The sequence below is a fragment of the Acidobacteriota bacterium genome, from assembly GCA_040754075.1.
Classification (GTDB): domain Bacteria; phylum Acidobacteriota; class Blastocatellia; order UBA7656; family UBA7656; genus JBFMDH01.
This window is the reverse complement of sequence record JBFMDH010000007.1, coordinates 14046-32473: the sequence shown is the minus strand read 5'-3', so window position 1 is coordinate 32473 and position 18428 is coordinate 14046. Positions and strand designations below refer to the sequence as shown.

The 18428-nt window shown below is 46.5% G+C and carries 12 protein-coding genes; 8 read left to right on the top strand and 4 right to left on the bottom strand.

The window, feature by feature from the left end; translation table 11 throughout:
- Positions 1–48: 48 nt before the first annotated feature.
- Positions 49–198 (bottom strand): lmo0937 family membrane protein, encoded by a 150-nt coding sequence (locus AB1757_09595; GenBank protein ID MEW6127281.1) that lies wholly within the window; start codon positions 196–198, stop codon positions 49–51.
- Positions 199–799: 601 nt separating this feature from the next.
- On the opposite strand from AB1757_09595, the gene AB1757_09590 reads away from it, so the two are divergent.
- From AB1757_09590 to AB1757_09570, 5 genes are all read left to right on the top strand, one after another.
- Positions 800–2587, top strand: coding sequence for a HAMP domain-containing sensor histidine kinase (locus tag AB1757_09590; GenBank protein MEW6127280.1), 1788 nt, complete (start codon positions 800–802; stop codon positions 2585–2587).
- Complete coding sequence (locus tag AB1757_09585; protein MEW6127279.1) at positions 2578–3021, top strand: response regulator; 444 nt, start codon at positions 2578–2580, stop codon at positions 3019–3021. The genes AB1757_09590 and AB1757_09585 overlap by 10 nt, the downstream gene beginning before the upstream one ends.
- Positions 3022–3072: 51 nt before the next feature.
- Complete coding sequence (locus AB1757_09580) at positions 3073–4602, top strand: sigma-54 dependent transcriptional regulator (protein MEW6127278.1); 1530 nt, start codon at positions 3073–3075, stop codon at positions 4600–4602.
- 373 nt (positions 4603–4975) lie between these two features.
- Positions 4976–6670 (top strand): ATP-binding protein, encoded by a 1695-nt coding sequence (locus tag AB1757_09575; GenBank protein ID MEW6127277.1) that lies wholly within the window; start codon positions 4976–4978, stop codon positions 6668–6670.
- Positions 6671–6882: 212 nt separating this feature from the next.
- Positions 6883–8310: a sigma-54 dependent transcriptional regulator gene (locus AB1757_09570; GenBank protein ID MEW6127276.1), complete on the top strand. Its 1428-nt coding sequence runs from the start codon at positions 6883–6885 to the stop codon at positions 8308–8310.
- Positions 8311–8915: 605 nt separating this feature from the next.
- On the opposite strand, the gene AB1757_09565 is transcribed toward AB1757_09570, so the two are convergent.
- From AB1757_09565 to AB1757_09555, 3 genes are all read right to left on the bottom strand, one after another.
- A complete protein-coding gene (locus AB1757_09565; protein MEW6127275.1) occupies positions 8916–9281 on the bottom strand; it encodes a response regulator transcription factor in 366 nt (121 codons plus the stop codon).
- Between the two features lie 136 nt (positions 9282–9417).
- Positions 9418–10077, bottom strand: coding sequence for a response regulator transcription factor (locus AB1757_09560; GenBank protein MEW6127274.1), 660 nt, complete (start codon positions 10075–10077; stop codon positions 9418–9420).
- Complete coding sequence (locus AB1757_09555) at positions 10074–13091, bottom strand: two-component regulator propeller domain-containing protein (GenBank protein ID MEW6127273.1); 3018 nt, start codon at positions 13089–13091, stop codon at positions 10074–10076. The genes AB1757_09560 and AB1757_09555 overlap by 4 nt, the downstream gene beginning before the upstream one ends.
- Before the next feature lie 318 nt (positions 13092–13409).
- On the opposite strand from AB1757_09555, the gene AB1757_09550 reads away from it, so the two are divergent.
- The 3 genes from AB1757_09550 (at position 13410) to AB1757_09540 (ending at position 18007) form a co-directional block, all read left to right on the top strand.
- On the top strand, positions 13410–14900 hold the full coding sequence (locus AB1757_09550; protein ID MEW6127272.1) for a serine/threonine-protein kinase: 1491 nt from the start codon (positions 13410–13412) through the stop codon (positions 14898–14900).
- Positions 14901–14931: 31 nt separating this feature from the next.
- On the top strand, positions 14932–16077 hold the full coding sequence (locus AB1757_09545) for a hypothetical protein (protein ID MEW6127271.1): 1146 nt from the start codon (positions 14932–14934) through the stop codon (positions 16075–16077).
- A 133-nt stretch (positions 16078–16210) separates the two neighbouring features.
- Positions 16211–18007 (top strand): serine/threonine-protein kinase, encoded by a 1797-nt coding sequence (locus AB1757_09540; protein ID MEW6127270.1) that lies wholly within the window; start codon positions 16211–16213, stop codon positions 18005–18007.
- Positions 18008–18428: the final 421 nt, after the last annotated feature.

The window sequence follows — 18428 nt, the reverse complement described above, 5'->3', positions numbered from 1 at the left end:
ACTATTCCGGTTACGTTTTAATCGACTGACCGCAGTTATTCAAAGAAGTTAAACCACGGTTCTTCTTCCTGAAAAAATTTGAATTAAGAAAACAATTAAGGCTACAACCAGCAACAGGTGAATCAAACTTCCACCAACATTGCCGATGAACCCTAAAAGCCAGAGAATTAAAATCACCATTAATATCGTCCACAACATATTTTGTACTCCTTAACAATATTCAATTTTCATCTCGGCAATCGTTGTGCCAGTTGTTTAGGCGATTGAATGTCTTTGCCTAAGCTAATTCTTAACTGCAACTGGGATTAAGCGTGTCTTGAAAATGTACGAATTGTACTTAATAAGTTCAGCAATCGGTTCAGGTAACTACTCTTGAAGGGAAAATGCGAGTATTTCTTGAAGTTAGAAAGCAAAATAAGTGGAATGACTTTTGCAGAAATTCAATTTTGGATTATTGGAGAAAAACATGCGAATGAAGGCTTCAGGGAAGCGCAGCCCCCTAACCGCATGACCCTGATTAAAATTCTATAAATAGTGATTAGGAAAATAAGCATTGAGTTGATTGGTCAAGATATTTTCAACTTGGATTTTTAAAATTTCAAAAGCGACTGAATCGAGATAGCAAAAAGGTAATGGTTTAGATGATTAAAGTAAAAAAATATCGTTACCTAATCACGAGGGATTAGAGAATGAAAAGTCTTTGATTGGTTAAGGGGAAAGATTAGCTTTTAAAAAATCAAGCTTTAGTGCGACAGCTTCCTTTAACCAATCAAGCGTTATGCGATTGAAAGTTATTGTGATGAGTATCGCGAATCCAGGGATTGATACACGGTTAAAGGCAATCTCGATTACTATCGGACTGTTAGTGATGATATTGTCGTTGATTGCATTTCAAGGCTGGTTCCTCCAGATCATTTTTCAAGCCAGAACCAATCTTTTTAGCCCGATTGCCGGTTTCTTTGCGCATTTGGATGTTTTTACCATAACCTGTTTATTCTTGTCCGGCAGCTTTTTATTGCTCAATCAGTTTTTGGCGTCCAGTCAACTTGCAGAGCATCTCCAGTTCACCTTTCAAAGGGGGTTAGCGACTTTAATTACTCTGGTTGCCGCCGGATTGGTATTTCTGGGTGGCTATCAGGGAAATGTAAAAGTAATGGGGAATCCTTCAACCAGTTTGGAGTCCTCTTTAAGCATCAAGTTACCGATTAATCTAACCTTGAGTTTTTTCATTTTAGGGGTCTCCTTATTGACGATTGATGTTGAGGTGGGAGAAGGACAACGACCGGCGCAATATCTGGCGTTTGTGGTACTGGTTCTCTCATTTTTTGCTCTGCTGGGTGGGTGGTATGAATTTACGTTTTTGGGCAATTCTGCCGCCTATACGATCAGCATCACGTTTATCGCTTTTTCGCTTTTAGCTTTATCAATTGCGGTGTTTTGCCTTCGTCCGAATAAAGGCATACTGGCAATTATGAGAAGTGAAAGTATCGGCGGGGTAATGGCGCGACACCTGTTTCCATCGGCGATTATTATTCCTTCATTGCTTGGCGGATTGATTTTTCTTGGCATCCAAGCCGGTTATTTTGATGCGATTTTAGGACTGGCATTATTGGCGGTCACCCAGATCGTTATTTTTCAAATGATTTTCTGGCGAAACTCTATTCTGATACACAAACTGGACACCGAGAGAAATCAAGCCAGAGAGGAATTAAACCAGGCTTATGAAAAATTGGCTGTGCGGGTCAAACGCCAGACTGCCGAAATCGAAGTAAAAACCAAGGAGTTAACCGAAGAAACTTCTGCAAGACAACAAGCGCAAGCCGATTTAAATATTCAAAAGGAAAAGGTGAATCGCCTGAAAGATGAGTTTCTTGCGATTATTTCTCATGAGTTGCGTTCGCCCTTGAATTCCATTCTGGGCTGGGCAACCTTGTTGAGAGGTGGAAAACTGGATACGGCATCGGCAACCCGAGCGGTTGAAATTATTGAACGTAGCGCGCGCTCTCAAAGCTTACTGATTAATGATTTGCTGGATGTTTCATTAATTATTTCGGGGAAGATGCGATTGGAGTCGGTTGCGATTGACCTCAAATCCATTGTGACCGAAGCCGTTGAAAGTTTACGACCGATGATTGAAGAAAAGAAACTGGATTTACAAATTTCGATGATGGAAAACCCTGCAAAAATCATGGGAGATGCGGAACGTTTGCAACAAGTCGTCCGCAATTTATTGTCCAATGCGATTAAATTTACACAGGCATCCGGGCACATTGAGATAAAACTATTGGATAGCAGAGACCAAATTATGATTGTGGTTGCTGATTCGGGAATCGGCATTCAGGAAAGTTTTTTGCCGTTTGTTTTTGATCGCTTTCGTCAGGCGGATAGTTCCCATACGCGAAAATTCGGCGGCTTGGGTTTGGGGTTGGCGATTGTTCATCATCTGGTTGAACTCCACGCCGGGACAATCAAGGTTGAAAGCGCCGGCGAAGGGAAAGGGGCAACCTTTTATGTCGAGTTACCGAAACAGCTGCCGGAAGAAGCGGTGGGAATTCAGCAAAGAGGGAAACGTTACGTATGGATGTAGGCGAAGTACATAATGGGCATGATGGGAATCTCAAGCATCTATGCATCCTGGTTGTTGATGATGAAAATGATGCCAGGGATTTGATGGTGATTATGCTTTCTCACTATGGGGCAATGGTCGAGACCGCTGCATCGGCAGAAGAAGCTTTACGAAAATTTAAGGAACAGCACTGGTTGATCCTGCCCGACATTATTGTCTCGGATATCGGGATGCCGGACATGGACGGGTATTACTTTATTGAAGAGTTGAGAAAATTGAATGAAGAGCAGGGCGGCAATATCCCGGCTATTGCCCTTACAGGTTTTTGTAGCACGACTGACAAATTGCGAACCCTCACATCGGGGTTTCAGGCGCATCTAGCCAAGCCTGTCGAACCCGATAAATTGGTTTCATTGATCTGTAAAGTAACCAATCTAACCGGAAAACGTATTTAGGCGGTTGACGCATTATCCGAATAGGATGTAAGCGATTTAAGGAGAGTTTTTATGAATAACCAAAAAGTTTTAGTCGTTGATGATGCCATTGATACGCTGGAAATGATGAGGGCTTATTTACAATCGTTAAATTGCGAGCCTGTCACAGCGGCAACCGGTCAACAAGCATTAGACCATATTCATCAAGATAAATTCGCCGTCATATTAACTGATTTACAACTGCCTGATGTCAACGGCATCGAGTTGGTAAAACAGGTTAAAGAAATTTCTCCTGAAACGGAAATTATCATGATTTCCGGCTATGGTTCCGTTTCAAAAGCGGTTGAGGCGACAAAAGCCGGAGCCTTCTATTTTATTGAAAAACCCATTGAGTTTGACGAGTTGTCGGTTTTGCTGGAAAAGGCTTTTGAACGCCGACAACAGGCGCAGGAAATTCAACAACTCAAAAAACGGCTGACCAACCGCAGTTCCTATTACAACCTGATCGGCAGTTGCAAACAGATGCAGGAAATCTATGACCTCATTGATAATGTCGCAGAATCGGATGCCAATATTTTATTGCTCGGAGAATCCGGCACCGGCAAAGAACTGGTTGCCAATGCCATCCATTTCAGAAGTTTGCGCGCCAAAAAACCGCTTATCAAAATCAATTGTTCATCATTGCCGAAAGAGTTGATCGAATCGGAGTTGTTCGGACATACCAAAGGGGCGTTTACCGGAGCCGGGACGGAGAAAACCGGATTGATCGGGCAGGCTAACGGCGGCACCCTGTTTTTAGATGAAATCGGCGAGATGCCAACCGAATTGCAGCCGAAACTTTTGCGCGTATTGCAGGAGCGGGTCTATTTCAGGCTGGGAAGTGAAAAGGCTCAGGAAGCAAACTTCCGGTTAATTTCCGCGACCAATCGCAATCCGATGGATGCCATCAATGATGGGAAATTGCGCGATGATTTATATTATCGCATCAACACCATTGAAATTTTTCTGCCCCCATTGCGCGAGCGCGGTGATGATATTCAAAATCTGGCGATCCATTTCTTGCAGGAATTTGCCGAAAAATATAATCGACCGGTTTATGCCATTTCACCCGAAGCTCAGGAATTGATGAATGAAGCGCCGTGGCCCGGTAACGTTCGCGAATTGCGAAACATGATTGAACGCGCCGTGCTCCTGGCAAAAGGTGAAGTGATTGAGGCGTCGATGTTACCCATCGGGCAGGGAGAAGCCGCGCGTGTTGCCATGCCGAATAATATCTATCCTGAAGCCATGCAAACCGATGATTACAATATGCCGCCTGCGCAGACTGAAATTCCGCCAAGCTACACCCCTGCTCCGGCGAAACCGATTGCCGAAGCTGAGGTCAGTTTTGAAGATTTGGGAACCTTGATTTTGAATAATGCCACCGATTTTACCAAATCCAATGGACAGGGCAGGCAGGATATTTTCGATAACCTTGAAAAAGTCGTCGTCAGCGCCGCGCTCAAACGGACGAAAGGCAATAAACAGGCAGCTGCCAACTTGCTGGGAGTTTATCGACCAAGGCTCTATGGGATGATTAAAAAACATAAAATCGAGGTGTAAATCGTCGCCCTCTCGACAACCGATTGAAAGGCATCAATCGACAAAAATTGATGCCTTAATTTTTTAGGCGGCTGGCAAATATATTGGCAAACGGTCATTCGTATGGTAAGTTGAGCGTGAGCAGAAAGGTTTGATTCGGCTCCTTTAGGCAATCAAAATCTCAGTTAAGAAAATGCGTTGCTCGTAAGTTTGAAAAACTGATTTTTCTCCTGCTGAGGAAAATTTACCCTGCATAAATTCGCTCGACCTTCTCAACTCCCCCCAGGAACTGGACGGATTTCTCACAGGAAAATATCATTAGCATTCATATTTAAAACTTTCTTGAGCAGAAGAAAGTCAGCTTCCCATAAATTAAAAAGCGAATATTGAGGTTATGTTAAAAAAGATTCAATGGCTGCTTATTTCACGCCTTTTAATTGCGGTGGTGTTACTGGTTGCCGTTGCCTTAATTGAACGAAGCGGAATCTCCAAACCGTTCGCCCCGGTGTTAGTGCCCGTGGCGCTCACCACTTTATTGCTCTCGATTTTTTATGCGATTGCCTTGAAGACTTCGCTGCCTCATAAAATTCACGCCTATATTCAACTTTCGGTCGATTTGGGCATCATCACCTGGCTGGTCTATTCGACAGGCGATATTGAATCCCCGTTTCTGGCGCTCTATCTGGTAATTGTTTTTGCCGCCAGCACGCTTTTCGGTAGAAGCGAAGTGGGAGCAATTGGCATTTCAGGAGGCATCCTTTACGGACTGGTCGGAATGGGCGTGATTAATAGCCTTTTTGAACGCGCTGCCGGTTGGTCAAATTATCAATCGGGTTCTCTGGCGTCAGCGAAATTCATGTTCTCGCTCAATCTCCTGGCAATTTTCGCCGTCACTTTTTTATCCGGGCATCTGGCAGAACGGGCGCGAAAAAACGAGAGCGAACTGGCGACTGCGACCAAAGATTTAGCGGAGTACCGGTTATTCAATGACCGCATTATTGAAAGTGTGCGCAGCGGATTGATTACCACGGATTTGCGCGGCAACATCACCACTTTTAATCGTGCTGCCGAAGAGATAACCAAATACAAATCCAACGAAGTTCGCGGCGCTAATATTTATAAGATATTCGGCGACATTGAAAAACAGATGGAGATGGGATTGCAGGCAATCCGCACCCGCACCCGGGTTCCGCGGTTTGAAATGGGGTGCAAGACTGCCAATGGAAAAGAGATTCATCTGGGTTTTTCGGTCGCTCCGTTGATTGATGAATCGGAAAACGCCAGAGGTTACGTGCTGACCTTTCAGGATTTGACTGAAGTGATGGAACTCGAACGCGAAGTGCGACGCCAGGAACGGCTGGCGGCTTTAGGAAAAATGGCTGCCGGGTTGGCTCACGAAATCCGCAATCCGCTGGCATCAATGCGCGGGTCGGTTCAGGTGCTTGCCGGTGATTTGGATTTGTCGCCCGAACAATTGCAACTCATGAATATTGTCCTGCGCGAATCCGAACGCTTGAACCGGATTGTCTCGGATTTCTTAACCTATGCGCGACCCCCTAAAACCGAACCCGCGGTTATGAATCTTGCAAGTATTCTTTCGGAAACCGTTGCTTTGTTAAGGAACAATCCTGAATTGCACGATGACCATTCGATTATTGAAGACTACCCGGATGAGGCGGTGCTCTATTGCGGCGACCAGAATCAAATGAAACAGATATTCTGGAATCTTTCGCGCAATGCCCTGCAAGCCATGCCTACAGGCGGACAATTGAAAGTTGTACTGGAACAGATGAAAGATGAAGGCGTCGTCATCTCTTTCATTGACAGCGGGCAGGGGATGACGGGGGAGCAGATTGACCGATTGTTTGAACCCTTCAATTCATCAAGCGGCGGGACCGGGTTGGGAATGGCAATCGTTTATCAGTTGGTGCGCGACCACAATGGCAAAATTACGGTTGAAAGTGAAGTCGGGAAGGGAACCAAAATAGCAATTATCCTTCCCGCCAACGCCCTGGTAATCCGGGAAGAATCAAATACCCCCTATCAATCGGCAAGCGATAATTTGATTGCTGTCGGGTCGGTGAATTAACTTTTTCGTGTGGTTTGCACAAAGCTTAGCTTGGGATTATGATGAGACTCTAATGGCGAACCAGCTTACCGGTTTAGGTCGATTAAATTTTTGAAAGTTAAGATTTAACTTCCAAATTCACGAAAAAGTAATAGATTAGAAGAGATTAAGCATCATTCGCGCCCTTACAACATAACCAGCATAAATCAGGTCTTTAATTAGTGAGAGGATAGATGGAAAAGATATTAGTTGTTGATGATGAACGAAGCATGCGTGAGTTGTTGGAACTGGTCTTGAAACGTAACGGCTATGCGGTTCACACCGCTGAAAACGGCACGCGGGCGCTCGACCTGGTGCGCCAGAATGTTTATGACTTGATGATTTCGGATGTCAAAATGCCCGATATCAACGGCATTGATTTACTGCAACGAGTCAAAGATATTTCCCCGGAAACTCTGGTCATTATGATTACCGCTTTTGCCACCGTTGATACGGCGCGTCGCGCCTGGAAACTCGGCGCTGAAGATTTGCTGATTAAAGATGCCGGTTTTGATGTTGAAGAATTGACCATACTGGTTGGCAAGGTGTTGGAGAAAAAACACCTGCGTCAGGAAAATGAGTTGCTCAAACGGGAAATGCGGCAGCGCAATTCTCTGGATAACATCATCGGGCGCTCGCCCTTGATGCAGGCGGTTTACCAGATGATTCAAACGGTTGCGGCAACCACCTCGACAGTGTTGATTACCGGCGAATCGGGAACCGGAAAAGAACTCGCCGCCCGCGCCATTCACAATCTCTCGCCGCGCTCATCGGCTCCCTTCGTTTCCATCAACTGCGGCGCATTTACCGAAACCCTGTTGGAATCCGAATTATTCGGTTATATGAAAGGCTCGTTTACCGGCGCGGTCGCCAATCGCAAGGGGTTGTTTGAAGCCGCCGAGGGGGGAACGATTTTTCTGGATGAAATCGGCGAAACCACGCCAGCCATGCAGGTGAAACTGTTGCGCGTCTTGCAGGAACGTTGCATTCGTCGCGTGGGTGGCGTCGAAGAAATCCCTGTGGACTGTCGCGTCGTGGCGGCGACCAACCGCGACCTCGGACGCATGGTCGAAGAAGGAACCTTTCGTAATGACCTCTATTACCGTATCAGCGTGATTCCGATTGAATTGCCGCCGTTACGCGCGCGCGGCGCAGATATACCTGACCTGGTGCATCATTTTCTGGAAAAATATAGTTCACAGGCGGGGCGAGCGAAATTGGAAATTTCCGAAGAGACGGTTCACTATCTGGAAGCCTATGATTGGCCCGGGAATGTCCGCGAGCTTGAAAACACCATTGAACGCGCGGTTGCTCTGGAACGTGGAAGTAATATCGAGCCGGAACGCTTGCCGGAGCGCATTTTGAAATATAAACCGCGCACCATTACTGACGTTGATATTCCCGAACAAGGGTTTGATCTGGAGGCTTATCTGGCGCAATTAGAAAAGGATTACATCATCAAAGCCCTGCAACGAACCGGTGGCAATCAAACACGCGCGGCGGAACTTTTGAATATGTCAGTGCGAAGTTTGCGGCATTTACTGGATAAACACAAAATCCGACAAACTGCGAGTTTACTTCGCGAAGCCAGCGGTGGCGGTGACCTGGCTTTTTACAGATGATTGCACTGCGGAACGCGAACCTCCTGTTCATGATTGCTCGGTCACGACTGGCGGAAAATGCCGCAGCCTGAAATAAAAAAAGCTACGTTTCAACCGTAGCTTTTTTTATTAAGTTTGAAGAGCGAATGCCGTTCAATAATGTATGGTAAAAGAATCTCTGTGGTCATTCCCCCGGAGGTCATCCCCTTCCTCCAGGATAGTTGTAATCAACACAGAATCAAAGCTGAAAAACTCCACTCTGCTTGCAAGCCCCTTAGCTAGAATCAACCCCATTTGCCTGCACCCCTATTGGTTACAACTGGAATGACCACAGAAACCCTACCGCGATATTATTCAAAGAACTGATTCAGTGGCTTTTTGAATCAATCACTCAACCAGAGCGGTTTGCCCTTGAATTTACTCATCGACTATTGAGAGAGAGGGCTATGACCGCTTGTTCAACTCAATCAAATGTTTTGCAATCCGCTGTAATTCCCAAAGCTACCCTTTGCCCATTACTGTAATCTTTCGGCTTGGACAAGGTATTGGTCAATTCTTTTAGAAGAATGCTTACAAGCAGAAGGAGACCTTAAAATTCAGCATACGCTAAACGGGGAGTACCGAGTTTAAAATCGACTGCTCGCCTCAACATCACGCCTGATGATGTTTTTAATATCCAAGAGTTTTTCTTTTAATAAAAAACTGTGAGCGCCTGCGAGTCGCGCGGACTCACGTAAATCGGCATCATCATATGCCGTAACAATGACGATTTTAGCATCCGGGAATGCCGCGAGAATTTGTTTCGTGGCGGCGATTCCATCCTGCATTTGCATTTGAACATCCATCAATACCCAATCAGGGCAAAATTCTCTGTAGATTTGCAGCACCTCCGAACCGTCACTGCACTCGCGAAATTCGCTGAAATATCGTTGGGTGACGCTACGAATCAATTTTCTCATCGTTACATTGTCATCTACGATTAATGCCTTCACGATTCCCCTCACTGGTTTCTTGAGACAATATAAATCAGAGAAAAACGGAATGGAATAGAGAAATCCGCTTATTTTTAACTGAGTAGTTCTACTTATCTGGCTATCGCAAGTGCGCAATTCGCGGGGGAAAGGGAGCTTAATCGTGTAACTCCGATTTATTATCGAGGGCAAATTTTACCAATGAGTGAGTCCCCTTGAGATGCAATTTATGGCAGATGTTATTGCGGTGATTTTCGACTGTGCGAATACTGATATACAACTCATCGGCGATTTGGCGGCTGGTTTTTTGTTCGGAAATCATTAGTAAAATTTTTCTTTCGGTGGCGGTCAAGGTGCTCAGGCTGGGTTTTTGTTTATAAAGCGCAGTGATTTGCTTTTTACGATTGATTAGATGAGCCATCAGTTGCGGACTGAAATAAAATTCTCCTGCATAAACCGTTTTAATGCCCTGCAAAATATCGATGACCGCGCTTTCTTTTACCACATATCCTTTGACTCCCAAATTCAAAGCCTCATTAAACATCTCTTCGGACTTATGCATGGTTAGAAAAATAATGTGGGTGCTGAGAGCTTTTTCTTTTAGCTGTTTGACGACCTCGAAGCCATCCATTTTAGGCATATCAATATCGAGAATAACCACATCCGGTTGCGTTTCAGCAATCAATGCAATTGCCGACTCGCCGTCATTGGCTTCACCGATAATCGAAAATTCAGGGTGTTTTTCAATAACTTGTCTTAACCCTTGTCGAAAAATCGGATGGTCATCGACAATGATAATTCGCAGTGGGCTAGTCATTTTCTTTCCTCTTGCGAATGAATAACGACCTGGATTTTGGTGCCACGCCCTTCAACAGATTGAATTTGATAGGTGCCTTTTAAAATTCGCACACGTTCGCCAATGCCAACCAACCCCAACCCTTTGCCATTGCTTTGATAGGGAGCCGAGGGGTTCAAGTTGAAGCCGCAACCGTCATCTTCAATGGTCAAATACAAACTATGATGTTGTTGATTGATGGTGATTGTGGAATTTGAAGCCCGGGCATGCTTGACGATGTTATTAACGGCTTCCTGGACAATGCGATAAAAATTGATTTCCGACTCTTTGGAAAAGAAGCCCTGCAAATCATCAATCCGAACCGTGAATTGAATGCCGGACGATTCCGCGATTCCGCGAACCATCGTCTCAATCGCTTTTTTTAAACCCAGCCGGTCAATTTGATAGGGTCGCAGATTATAAGCGATGGCTTTCACTTCATCGATAGATTGCGAAGAAATATCGGAAATCAAATTTAACTGTTCCTGAACAACCTGGTCATCGTCGGGCGCAGTCAGCGCCAGCAAAGCGCGATTCTTAATGATTAAAAGATTTTGCCCGATGCTGTCATGCATCTCTGCGGCAAACCGCTTGCGCTCGCTTTCCTGTCGTTCAATCAATTGGGCAGTAAACCGTTCCTGTTGTTTTTTAGCTTTCTGCAATCGCTTAATCTGATTTTTATAAATCGCGATACCGATGATCAGAACCGTTAGCATGCCGAGCGACAAAAACCACCAGGTGCGCCAGAAAGGCGGATAAACCCGAATGTTAATCGTTGCGCCGGTTTCATTCCAGACCCCGTCACTGTTTGCCGCAATTACCTGAAAGGTATAATTGCCGTCGGGTAAGGAGGTGTAATAAGCCGCGCGGTGCGTACCTGCATTGACCCATTCGTCATCGTAGCCGATCATTTTGAATTTGAATTTGAGCTGTTCGGGTTGAATGAAACTTAAACCGGTATAAAGAATTTCCAATCGATGATCGCCGGCTTTGATGTGAATGTCCGAACGATTGTCGAGCGATTGCGAATCAATACTGATTGATTCAATCAACACGCGTGGCGGTTTGGGATTATAGGGCGCCTCCGCGGGGTTAAGAACGGCTACTCCGTCTTGCGTCGGAAACCAGAACAAACCATTTTGAGTTTTAATTCCCGAAGGCTGACGACCGCCGTTACATTCCGCATTCAGCATGCCTTCAGCTTTGCCATATGCGCGACAGGTAACCGAAGCAATTCTACCATCCGCAAAATCATTCAATTGTTGTTTACTGACCCGGTAAATACCGCGATTGCAGGTTATCCAAAAATTGTTCTGCGAGTCTTCGAGGATGCTGAATGCGCCATTATTAAAGAGACCGTTGGCAACCGTAATCCGTTTGAACTGACCATCTTTAAAGCGGAAGATGCCATCGGCATAAGTGCCTATCCAAAAAGTTCCTTGGCTATCTTCAATAATCGTTCTGACACTGCGGATACCCCTTTGTTGCTCCGGGTTTTCGGAGATGAAGCGCTCATCTGCAAAGTAGGCGATGCCGTTATTCGTCCCTACCCACAAGACTCCTGTCTGGGTTTCCAGAATCGTTCTTACATTATTGTCAGGCAACCCATGCGCAACCGTAAAAAGCCGCAGATGTCCATTGATTAAATGATAAAGTCCGTTGTTGGTAGCAAACCAGAGCGCCTGCTTGCGGTCTTCGTGAATCGCCCAAACGGAACTTCCGTCTAACGGGAGGAATTCACTTTGCCCATCTTTGAATTTATGCAGCCCGTGATATTGACCAATCCAGAGGGTTCCCTTGCGGTCTTCAAACAGAGATTGCGGGTCACTATAGAGCGGTGGTTGATGGGTATCGAAAAGAGAAAACTTGCCGTCGGTAAATTTATTCAAAAGGGTGGAGCCAATCCAGATTTCCCCTTTACGGTCTTGGAGAATCGGATAAATCTCTTTGGAAGCGAGTCCGTGGGAGACCGAATAGGTGGTAATGAATTGTTTTTGTAAACGATTCAAACCGCCACGAACGGTGGCTATCCAGATATTATTTTCAAAATCTTTAAAAACCTGAGCGATTTCCTGGTCGGAAAGTCCGTCTTTAGTGGTGAACCATCGAAACTCCCCATCCTTGAACCGAGCTAAACCGTTGGTCGTGCCTAACCAGAGATAGCCCTCATCATCCATACAGGCGGAGGTTACATAATGGCTCGCGGTTTTAATTTTGAACCTGTCCCCATCGGTGAATTGCGCAAGCGGAACGCGAAAATGTTCGACTACGCCATTGGTTAATCGGTAAATTCCATTTTGAATAGAACAAATCCACAAACTCCCTTTCGGGTCTTCGTAGATGACTCTGTCAAACCGATAGCCATATTGAGGAACTGGTGGCAAGCGAATCGGATAAATTTTGGTTTCTTCGTTTTTCTTTTCCTGAAGCCCCCGTTCATCAAGTGTCCAGATGGCATTGTTCCGACTGAGATAAACCACCCGGTTGAGTAAGGTTGATGGGGTATCGTAAGGAGAAAATTTCCCGTCGCGCCAGAGGTAATAACCCTTTTCGGTATGCACTAAAACCTCGCCGTCCTGATTGCCTTGAATACTTAATACGGTGTCGAATATCCAGCCCTCTTCCGCGGTCAGGGCGGTAAATCTGCCATCCCGGTAACGTAATAAATCCCCTTCATCCGTACCCGCCCAGATGGTGCCGTTGGTATCTTCATAGACGGCGAAAAACCGCGTATTGGTGATTCCCTGATTGTTGGTGCTATCGAAAACCGTAAACCGCACACCATCAAACCGCACCAGTCCTTCAAAAGTCGTAAACCAGATATAGCCGTCCCGACTTTGGATGATTGAATGAACCGAGTTTTGTGGGAGTCCGTTATCTGTCGTCCATTTATCGAAGCGATATTGTTCCGCCGATGCAATGGAATAATTGAAAAGCACAATCGGCAGAAATAAAAGCGCCCGATAGGAAGCCAGTTGGAAAAACCTAAATTTCATTGAATGAAGCAATCGAAACGACACGGTTTTTGGTTATCTCGAACCGTGTTTTTTATAGCGCATAATCCTATTTTTGTTGGGGATTGAATATTAATAATGACTGAAGGTTTACGCAATATGAAGATGTCCCCATCGTCTCCAGGTTTTAACTTGCGCGTTGGCAAGCGTTCAAGCATCAACTGACGGTAAATAATTTTAGAAAAGTCAGTTTCATGGGCTTCGCCGGTTGAACCGAAAAATAACTATAAGATTGCATTTGCGGGAGTTGGCATTTAGCATAGACCATACGGCATAATGTTGTTTTTGGAGGAAGCGTAGATGATAGGCAGCATCGTCGGGAATTATAAAATCACCGCCAAAATCGGTGAAGGGGGGATGGGAGCAGTATTCCGAGGACTGGATGAAATGCTCGAACGCGATGTTGCCATCAAGATGCTCAGGCCAGACCTGACGCGCGAATCTGAAATTGTCGAACGCTTCCGCTCGGAAGCCATCACCCTTGCCAAACTCAATCATCCGAACATCGCAACCTTACATAGTTTTTTCCGGCAGGGCGACGATTTTTTCATGGTGATGGAATACGTTCGAGGTGAAACCCTCGATAGCATCATCAGACGCAGCGGTCCCTTTCCGGTTGAGCGCGCCGTACAACTTTTCGGGCTTGCGCTTGAAGGCATCGGTCACGCGCACACGATGGGCATTATTCATCGCGACATCAAACCGGCAAACCTCATGGTCAATGAAAAAGGCTCGGTCAAGGTCATGGATTTCGGCATCGCGCGGATGCTCGGTTCAACCCGCATGACCAGACAGGGAACCATTATCGGTACGGTCGAGTACATGGCGCCGGAACAGATTCAAGGCAAAGATTCCGATGCGCGAACCGATATTTATAGTTTGGGCATTTTACTTTATGAAATGCTCACCGGTCGTGTGCCGTTTAAAAATGATTCGGAATACGGCTTGATGATGATGCAGATTAATGATTCGCCGCCGCCGCCGAGAACCCTTGCGCCGCATATCCCGCTGCATATTGAACAGGCAATCATGCGCGCCCTTGCCAAAAGACCGGAAGCGCGATTTCAAAGTGTGGGAGAGTTCCGGCTCGCCTTGCAGGGCAGTTCAGTTACCAATCCCCTCGCGCAAAAAACGGCTTCATCGGTTCCATTAAATCAGTTGGCTGTCAGTCAGGACGGCGTTGCCACGCGACCCATTGATGTTCATTCGCAAATGGGAAACACAATGGTGGTAAATCCAACCACCGGTCCGCGTCAGGGTCAATCAGGCAGCACGCAATTGGTCTCTCCCTCAGCAGGCGCTTTTTATTCAACCGGTCAGCAATCGGGTTATTCGACTGCGCCGCAAACGACTTCCTTCTTTAGCCGTTTGAAATTTCCGCATTATTTGACGGCGGCGCTTTTATTAGCCGTACTGGTTGGCGCGCCGCTTTATTTATTGAATGCCAATAAAAACGAATTAAAAAATTCGACCGTCACCCAACCGAATAATCTGACGACAGAGCCAAAGACCGACCCCAAGGTTGATGAACCTAAACCGACAAAAACCAATGAGCCGGTCAATACTTCCAACCCCAACAGTAATACTTCATCTACGGTTGATGCCGATAAAAAAGGCACCATAGACGGAACCGATAAAAAAACAACGACGGATTCTACGGATGAGAAATCCACCGCGAAAGATGAGAAACCGACCAAACCTGAAAAAGATGCTGCCGCTGCGCGCGCCGCAGCAGCGGCGCGGGAAAAAGCGCGAAAAGCCAAGGAAGCCAGAAAGTTATTAGATCAATAACCATTCGATTTATTTTCAGAGGGACTGAAAAATGAAAAGAGAAAACAGGTCTATTGGAATCTTGAAATTCAATCGCCTGATTAAAATTATTTTCGCCGCGATGAGTTTAACGTTTTTATTTATCGGCTCTGCCGAGATGCAGAGCAAAACTCCTTATGATAAAGAACGGTTGTTGAAAGTTGTAAAACTCAATGCGCTGTCCACCCAGGAGGTTGTTCAAGCGATAGAAAAACGCGGCGTGGATTTTCAAATGACGCCGGCAATCGAAGCCGAGTTTACCGACGCTGGCGCGCGCCCCGAATTGATTGAAACCATGCGCAATAATTATCGCGGCGCAAAACCGGTTGCGACCACGAATCCGACAAACAGCGCGACGCCGACCAACAAAGCCAATCGAAATAATTCGTCGGTGCCTGCCGGTCCGCCGCTTTCAAAAAATGAAATATTATCGCAACTCAATGGCGGAACCTCATCCGAACGCATGGAGCAATATGTCGAGGCGCGAGGCGTGAATTTCGCCATCACGCCGGAAATCTCCAGAGAGATTATTGCCGCCGGGGGCAGCCGTTCGCTGATTGGGGCAATCAGTGTCAATGCGAAAAATGTTAAAAATACCGACCCGGTTGCCAACAATAACAGCCGGGTGACGCCGAAAACCACCGAGCCGGATTATGATGATTTGACTGACCAGGCAATATCCGAAATGCAGAGCAAGCGCGCCGCATCAGCTATTCGCTTGCTGGAAAAAGCCGTGGGTCTGGAACCGGCAAACCCCACCGCTTACCAGTTGTTAGGATTTGCCCAGCTCTATGGCTATCAGAACATCGCTTCGGCAGAGCAATCCATGCGCGCCGCGATGGAACGCGGCGGCGCGGCAACCTTTCGGGTTTATCACGACCACGACGGATTTTTTAAAACCTATTGTCAGGGAACTTTCTTTGTATCCAAAGCCGGCGTGACCTTTAAAGCTGACGACGGCAAGCACACCTTTGAAGCCTTTGACACCGTGATTAAAGAGTCGGAATTGAATGATTTTGTCGGCTCCGAATATGGCGCATTTCACATCAAGGTTTTTGAAGACGATAAGAAGAAGAAGACCAAGACCTTCAATTTTGCACCTGCTACAACCAAAAAAGATGAATCAAAGTTGGTTGTCAATTTGATAAAAAGCTACTGAGTCGTATGATTATTCAGACGATTCTATCTGTTTAGCCTGAGCGTTATATAATCCTCAATGAGCGATTCACCCATTGGTTTGCGCTTAATAAATTTGACCGGCGCATTTTTTTATTCAGTTCGGAGGCAATGAAATGATTGGCACAGTTCTTGGAAATTACAAAATTACCGACAAAATCGGGGAAGGTGGAATGGGGGCGGTTTTTCGTGGGCTGGATGAAATGCTGGAACGCGAAGTCGCGATAAAAATGTTGCGCCCGGAACTGGCTCGCCAACCCGATGTTGTCGAACGTTTCCGCTCGGAAGCCGTTACCCTTGCCAAACTCAACCATCCGAACATTGCGACCCTTTATAGTTTTCTGCGTCACGGCGACGATTATTTTATGGTGATGGAATATGTGCGCGGCAACACCCTTGAAGCCATCATCCGAAATTTCGGAGCGATTTCGTATGAACGCGCCATTCCGCTTTTTTGTCAGGCGCTCGAAGGCATCGACCACGCCCATAAACAGGGCATCGTTCATCGCGACATCAAACCCGCAAACGTCATGGTTTTGGAAACCGGTTCGGTAAAGGTGATGGATTTCGGGATTGCGCGAATGCTTGGTTCGGCGCGTCTCACCCGGCAGGGCAATGTCGTTGGCACCATCGAGTATATGTCGCCCGAACAGATTAAAGGCGAGGAGACCGATGCGCGTTCCGATATTTACAGTCTGGGCATGTTGCTCTATGAAATGCTCACCGGACGGTTGCCGTTTGAAAGCACCAGCGAATATGAACTGATGCGCTTTCAAGTTGAAGAAGCGCCGCCGCCGCCGACCACCCATTCGGCAAATATTCCACCGCAAATCGAACAGGCGATTATGCGGGCGCTGGCGAAAAAGCGTGATGCCCGCTATCAGACCGCAGGCGAATTCCGCGCCGTTTTATTAAGAACTTTAGTCGCCAGCACCAGCCAGTTCGGCACCGCATCAACCGGAAATTACGCAGCGCCGGCAACCAGAATCGTCACCACTGATGAACGGGCAGCAAAACTTTCCGCCGACCGCGCCGCTGCGATTCCTCCCAACACCGGAGAAAAAGTTGCGGATTCGCGAACCCCTTCGATGGAAACGCGGGTTGACCGGGCGTTACAAACCCCCGCAATCCAGCCGCCAACCGGTGAGGTTGAGACGACGCGAGTGCTCGGCGTTGCCAACGCCCCCGGTGAAAAAGAGGCGTTGCCTGCCACGCAGGTTTTCGGAGGAAAGGTTGAGGCAAACCTTGCGCCTCCTGCGACTCAGGTTGTCAGTTTTAACCCGCCCGCAAAACCGCTTGAGAATCAAGCGGTACAAAAATTTCAAGCGGTCGAGCCGCAAGCCGTCGCTGCGAATGTGACGGCGGCAACCGGAAGTAAATCGAACTGGAAAATGTTTGCCGGAGTCGGCGTTATTATATTGGCGCTGGTTGGCGCCTCCGCAGCATTTTTTCTCAAGAGAAATAATGCAACGCCGCAATCGCCAGCGGTTGAACAAGCGCCGACCGAAACCGTGGGCGAACCTGCAAATTCGGAACAACCCCCGACCAACACTGAGGTTGAAAATCAAACGCCGACAAACTCCGATGGCACATTAGAAGGCGAAGAAAACGCCAACAGCAATTCAAGCAAACAGGCTAAACAGAAAAAAGCCGATAAGACCGAGCAGCCTGCCGAAGGAACTGATGAAGCCAAAACAGAGGAACCGGCGCAGCCCACGACGCAACCACAGCAACAGCCTGCAACTACAACTCAACAGCCCAAACAGGAACCCACGACCACAGTAGCCAAAGAGCCTGAAAAGAAAGAAGAGAAAAAGGAAGAGAAGAAGAAAGGCGGCATCGGCGGATTCTTCAAGAAAATATTCGGCGGCGGCGATAAAAAGAAAGAAGAAAAGAAGCCTCCGCAAAATTAACCCGGCACACATTTTTTTGCCTGAAATTAATTGATGTGAAAAGAAAATAGCAGACTCACCCCAGGACGAGCCGGGGGATATTTTGCCTGAACAAAGTTGAGTAGCCGCCTTACCGGGTCATTTGCTTCAAAGCTGATTCGGTAAGGCGTGTCATTAACCGAATAGTGAGCTTCTTGAAAATAATCCCACTTTGATTTCAAGGTTGTTGAACCTAAATAAAATTTAGCTGAGCTATCGCTTGGTTTCAGATTCAAAACCGGGCATTTTCCCCGTCTTTTTTGGTGTTTGTTTGCGATTACTCATTAATTACGGATTAAACTTCTTGACACTCGTTGAATGAAAGCGTTATAACTGCGTCCGCTTAATCAAGTTTCAAAAACTGAATAAATAGGTTGCAAGAAAAACTGAATGGGATTTCGAT

Bases quoted from the DNA above. Each gene is read 5' to 3' on its own strand.
- AB1757_09585 (MEW6127279.1), top strand. From the start codon at position 2,578: ATGGATGTAGGCGAAGTACATAATGGGCATGATGGGAATCTCAAGCAT.
- AB1757_09560 (MEW6127274.1), bottom strand. From the start codon at position 10,077: ATGACTAGCCCACTGCGAATTATCATTGTCGATGACCATCCGATTTTT.
- AB1757_09570 (MEW6127276.1), top strand. From the start codon at position 6,883: ATGGAAAAGATATTAGTTGTTGATGATGAACGAAGCATGCGTGAGTTG.
- AB1757_09550 (MEW6127272.1), top strand. From the start codon at position 13,410: ATGATAGGCAGCATCGTCGGGAATTATAAAATCACCGCCAAAATCGGT.
- AB1757_09555 (MEW6127273.1), bottom strand. From the start codon at position 13,091: ATGAAATTTAGGTTTTTCCAACTGGCTTCCTATCGGGCGCTTTTATTT.
- AB1757_09580 (MEW6127278.1), top strand. From the start codon at position 3,073: ATGAATAACCAAAAAGTTTTAGTCGTTGATGATGCCATTGATACGCTG.
- AB1757_09575 (MEW6127277.1), top strand. From the start codon at position 4,976: ATGTTAAAAAAGATTCAATGGCTGCTTATTTCACGCCTTTTAATTGCG.
- AB1757_09590 (MEW6127280.1), top strand. From the start codon at position 800: ATGAGTATCGCGAATCCAGGGATTGATACACGGTTAAAGGCAATCTCG.
- AB1757_09540 (MEW6127270.1), top strand. From the start codon at position 16,211: ATGATTGGCACAGTTCTTGGAAATTACAAAATTACCGACAAAATCGGG.
- AB1757_09545 (MEW6127271.1), top strand. From the start codon at position 14,932: ATGAAAAGAGAAAACAGGTCTATTGGAATCTTGAAATTCAATCGCCTG.
- AB1757_09595 (MEW6127281.1), bottom strand. From the start codon at position 198: ATGTTGTGGACGATATTAATGGTGATTTTAATTCTCTGGCTTTTAGGG.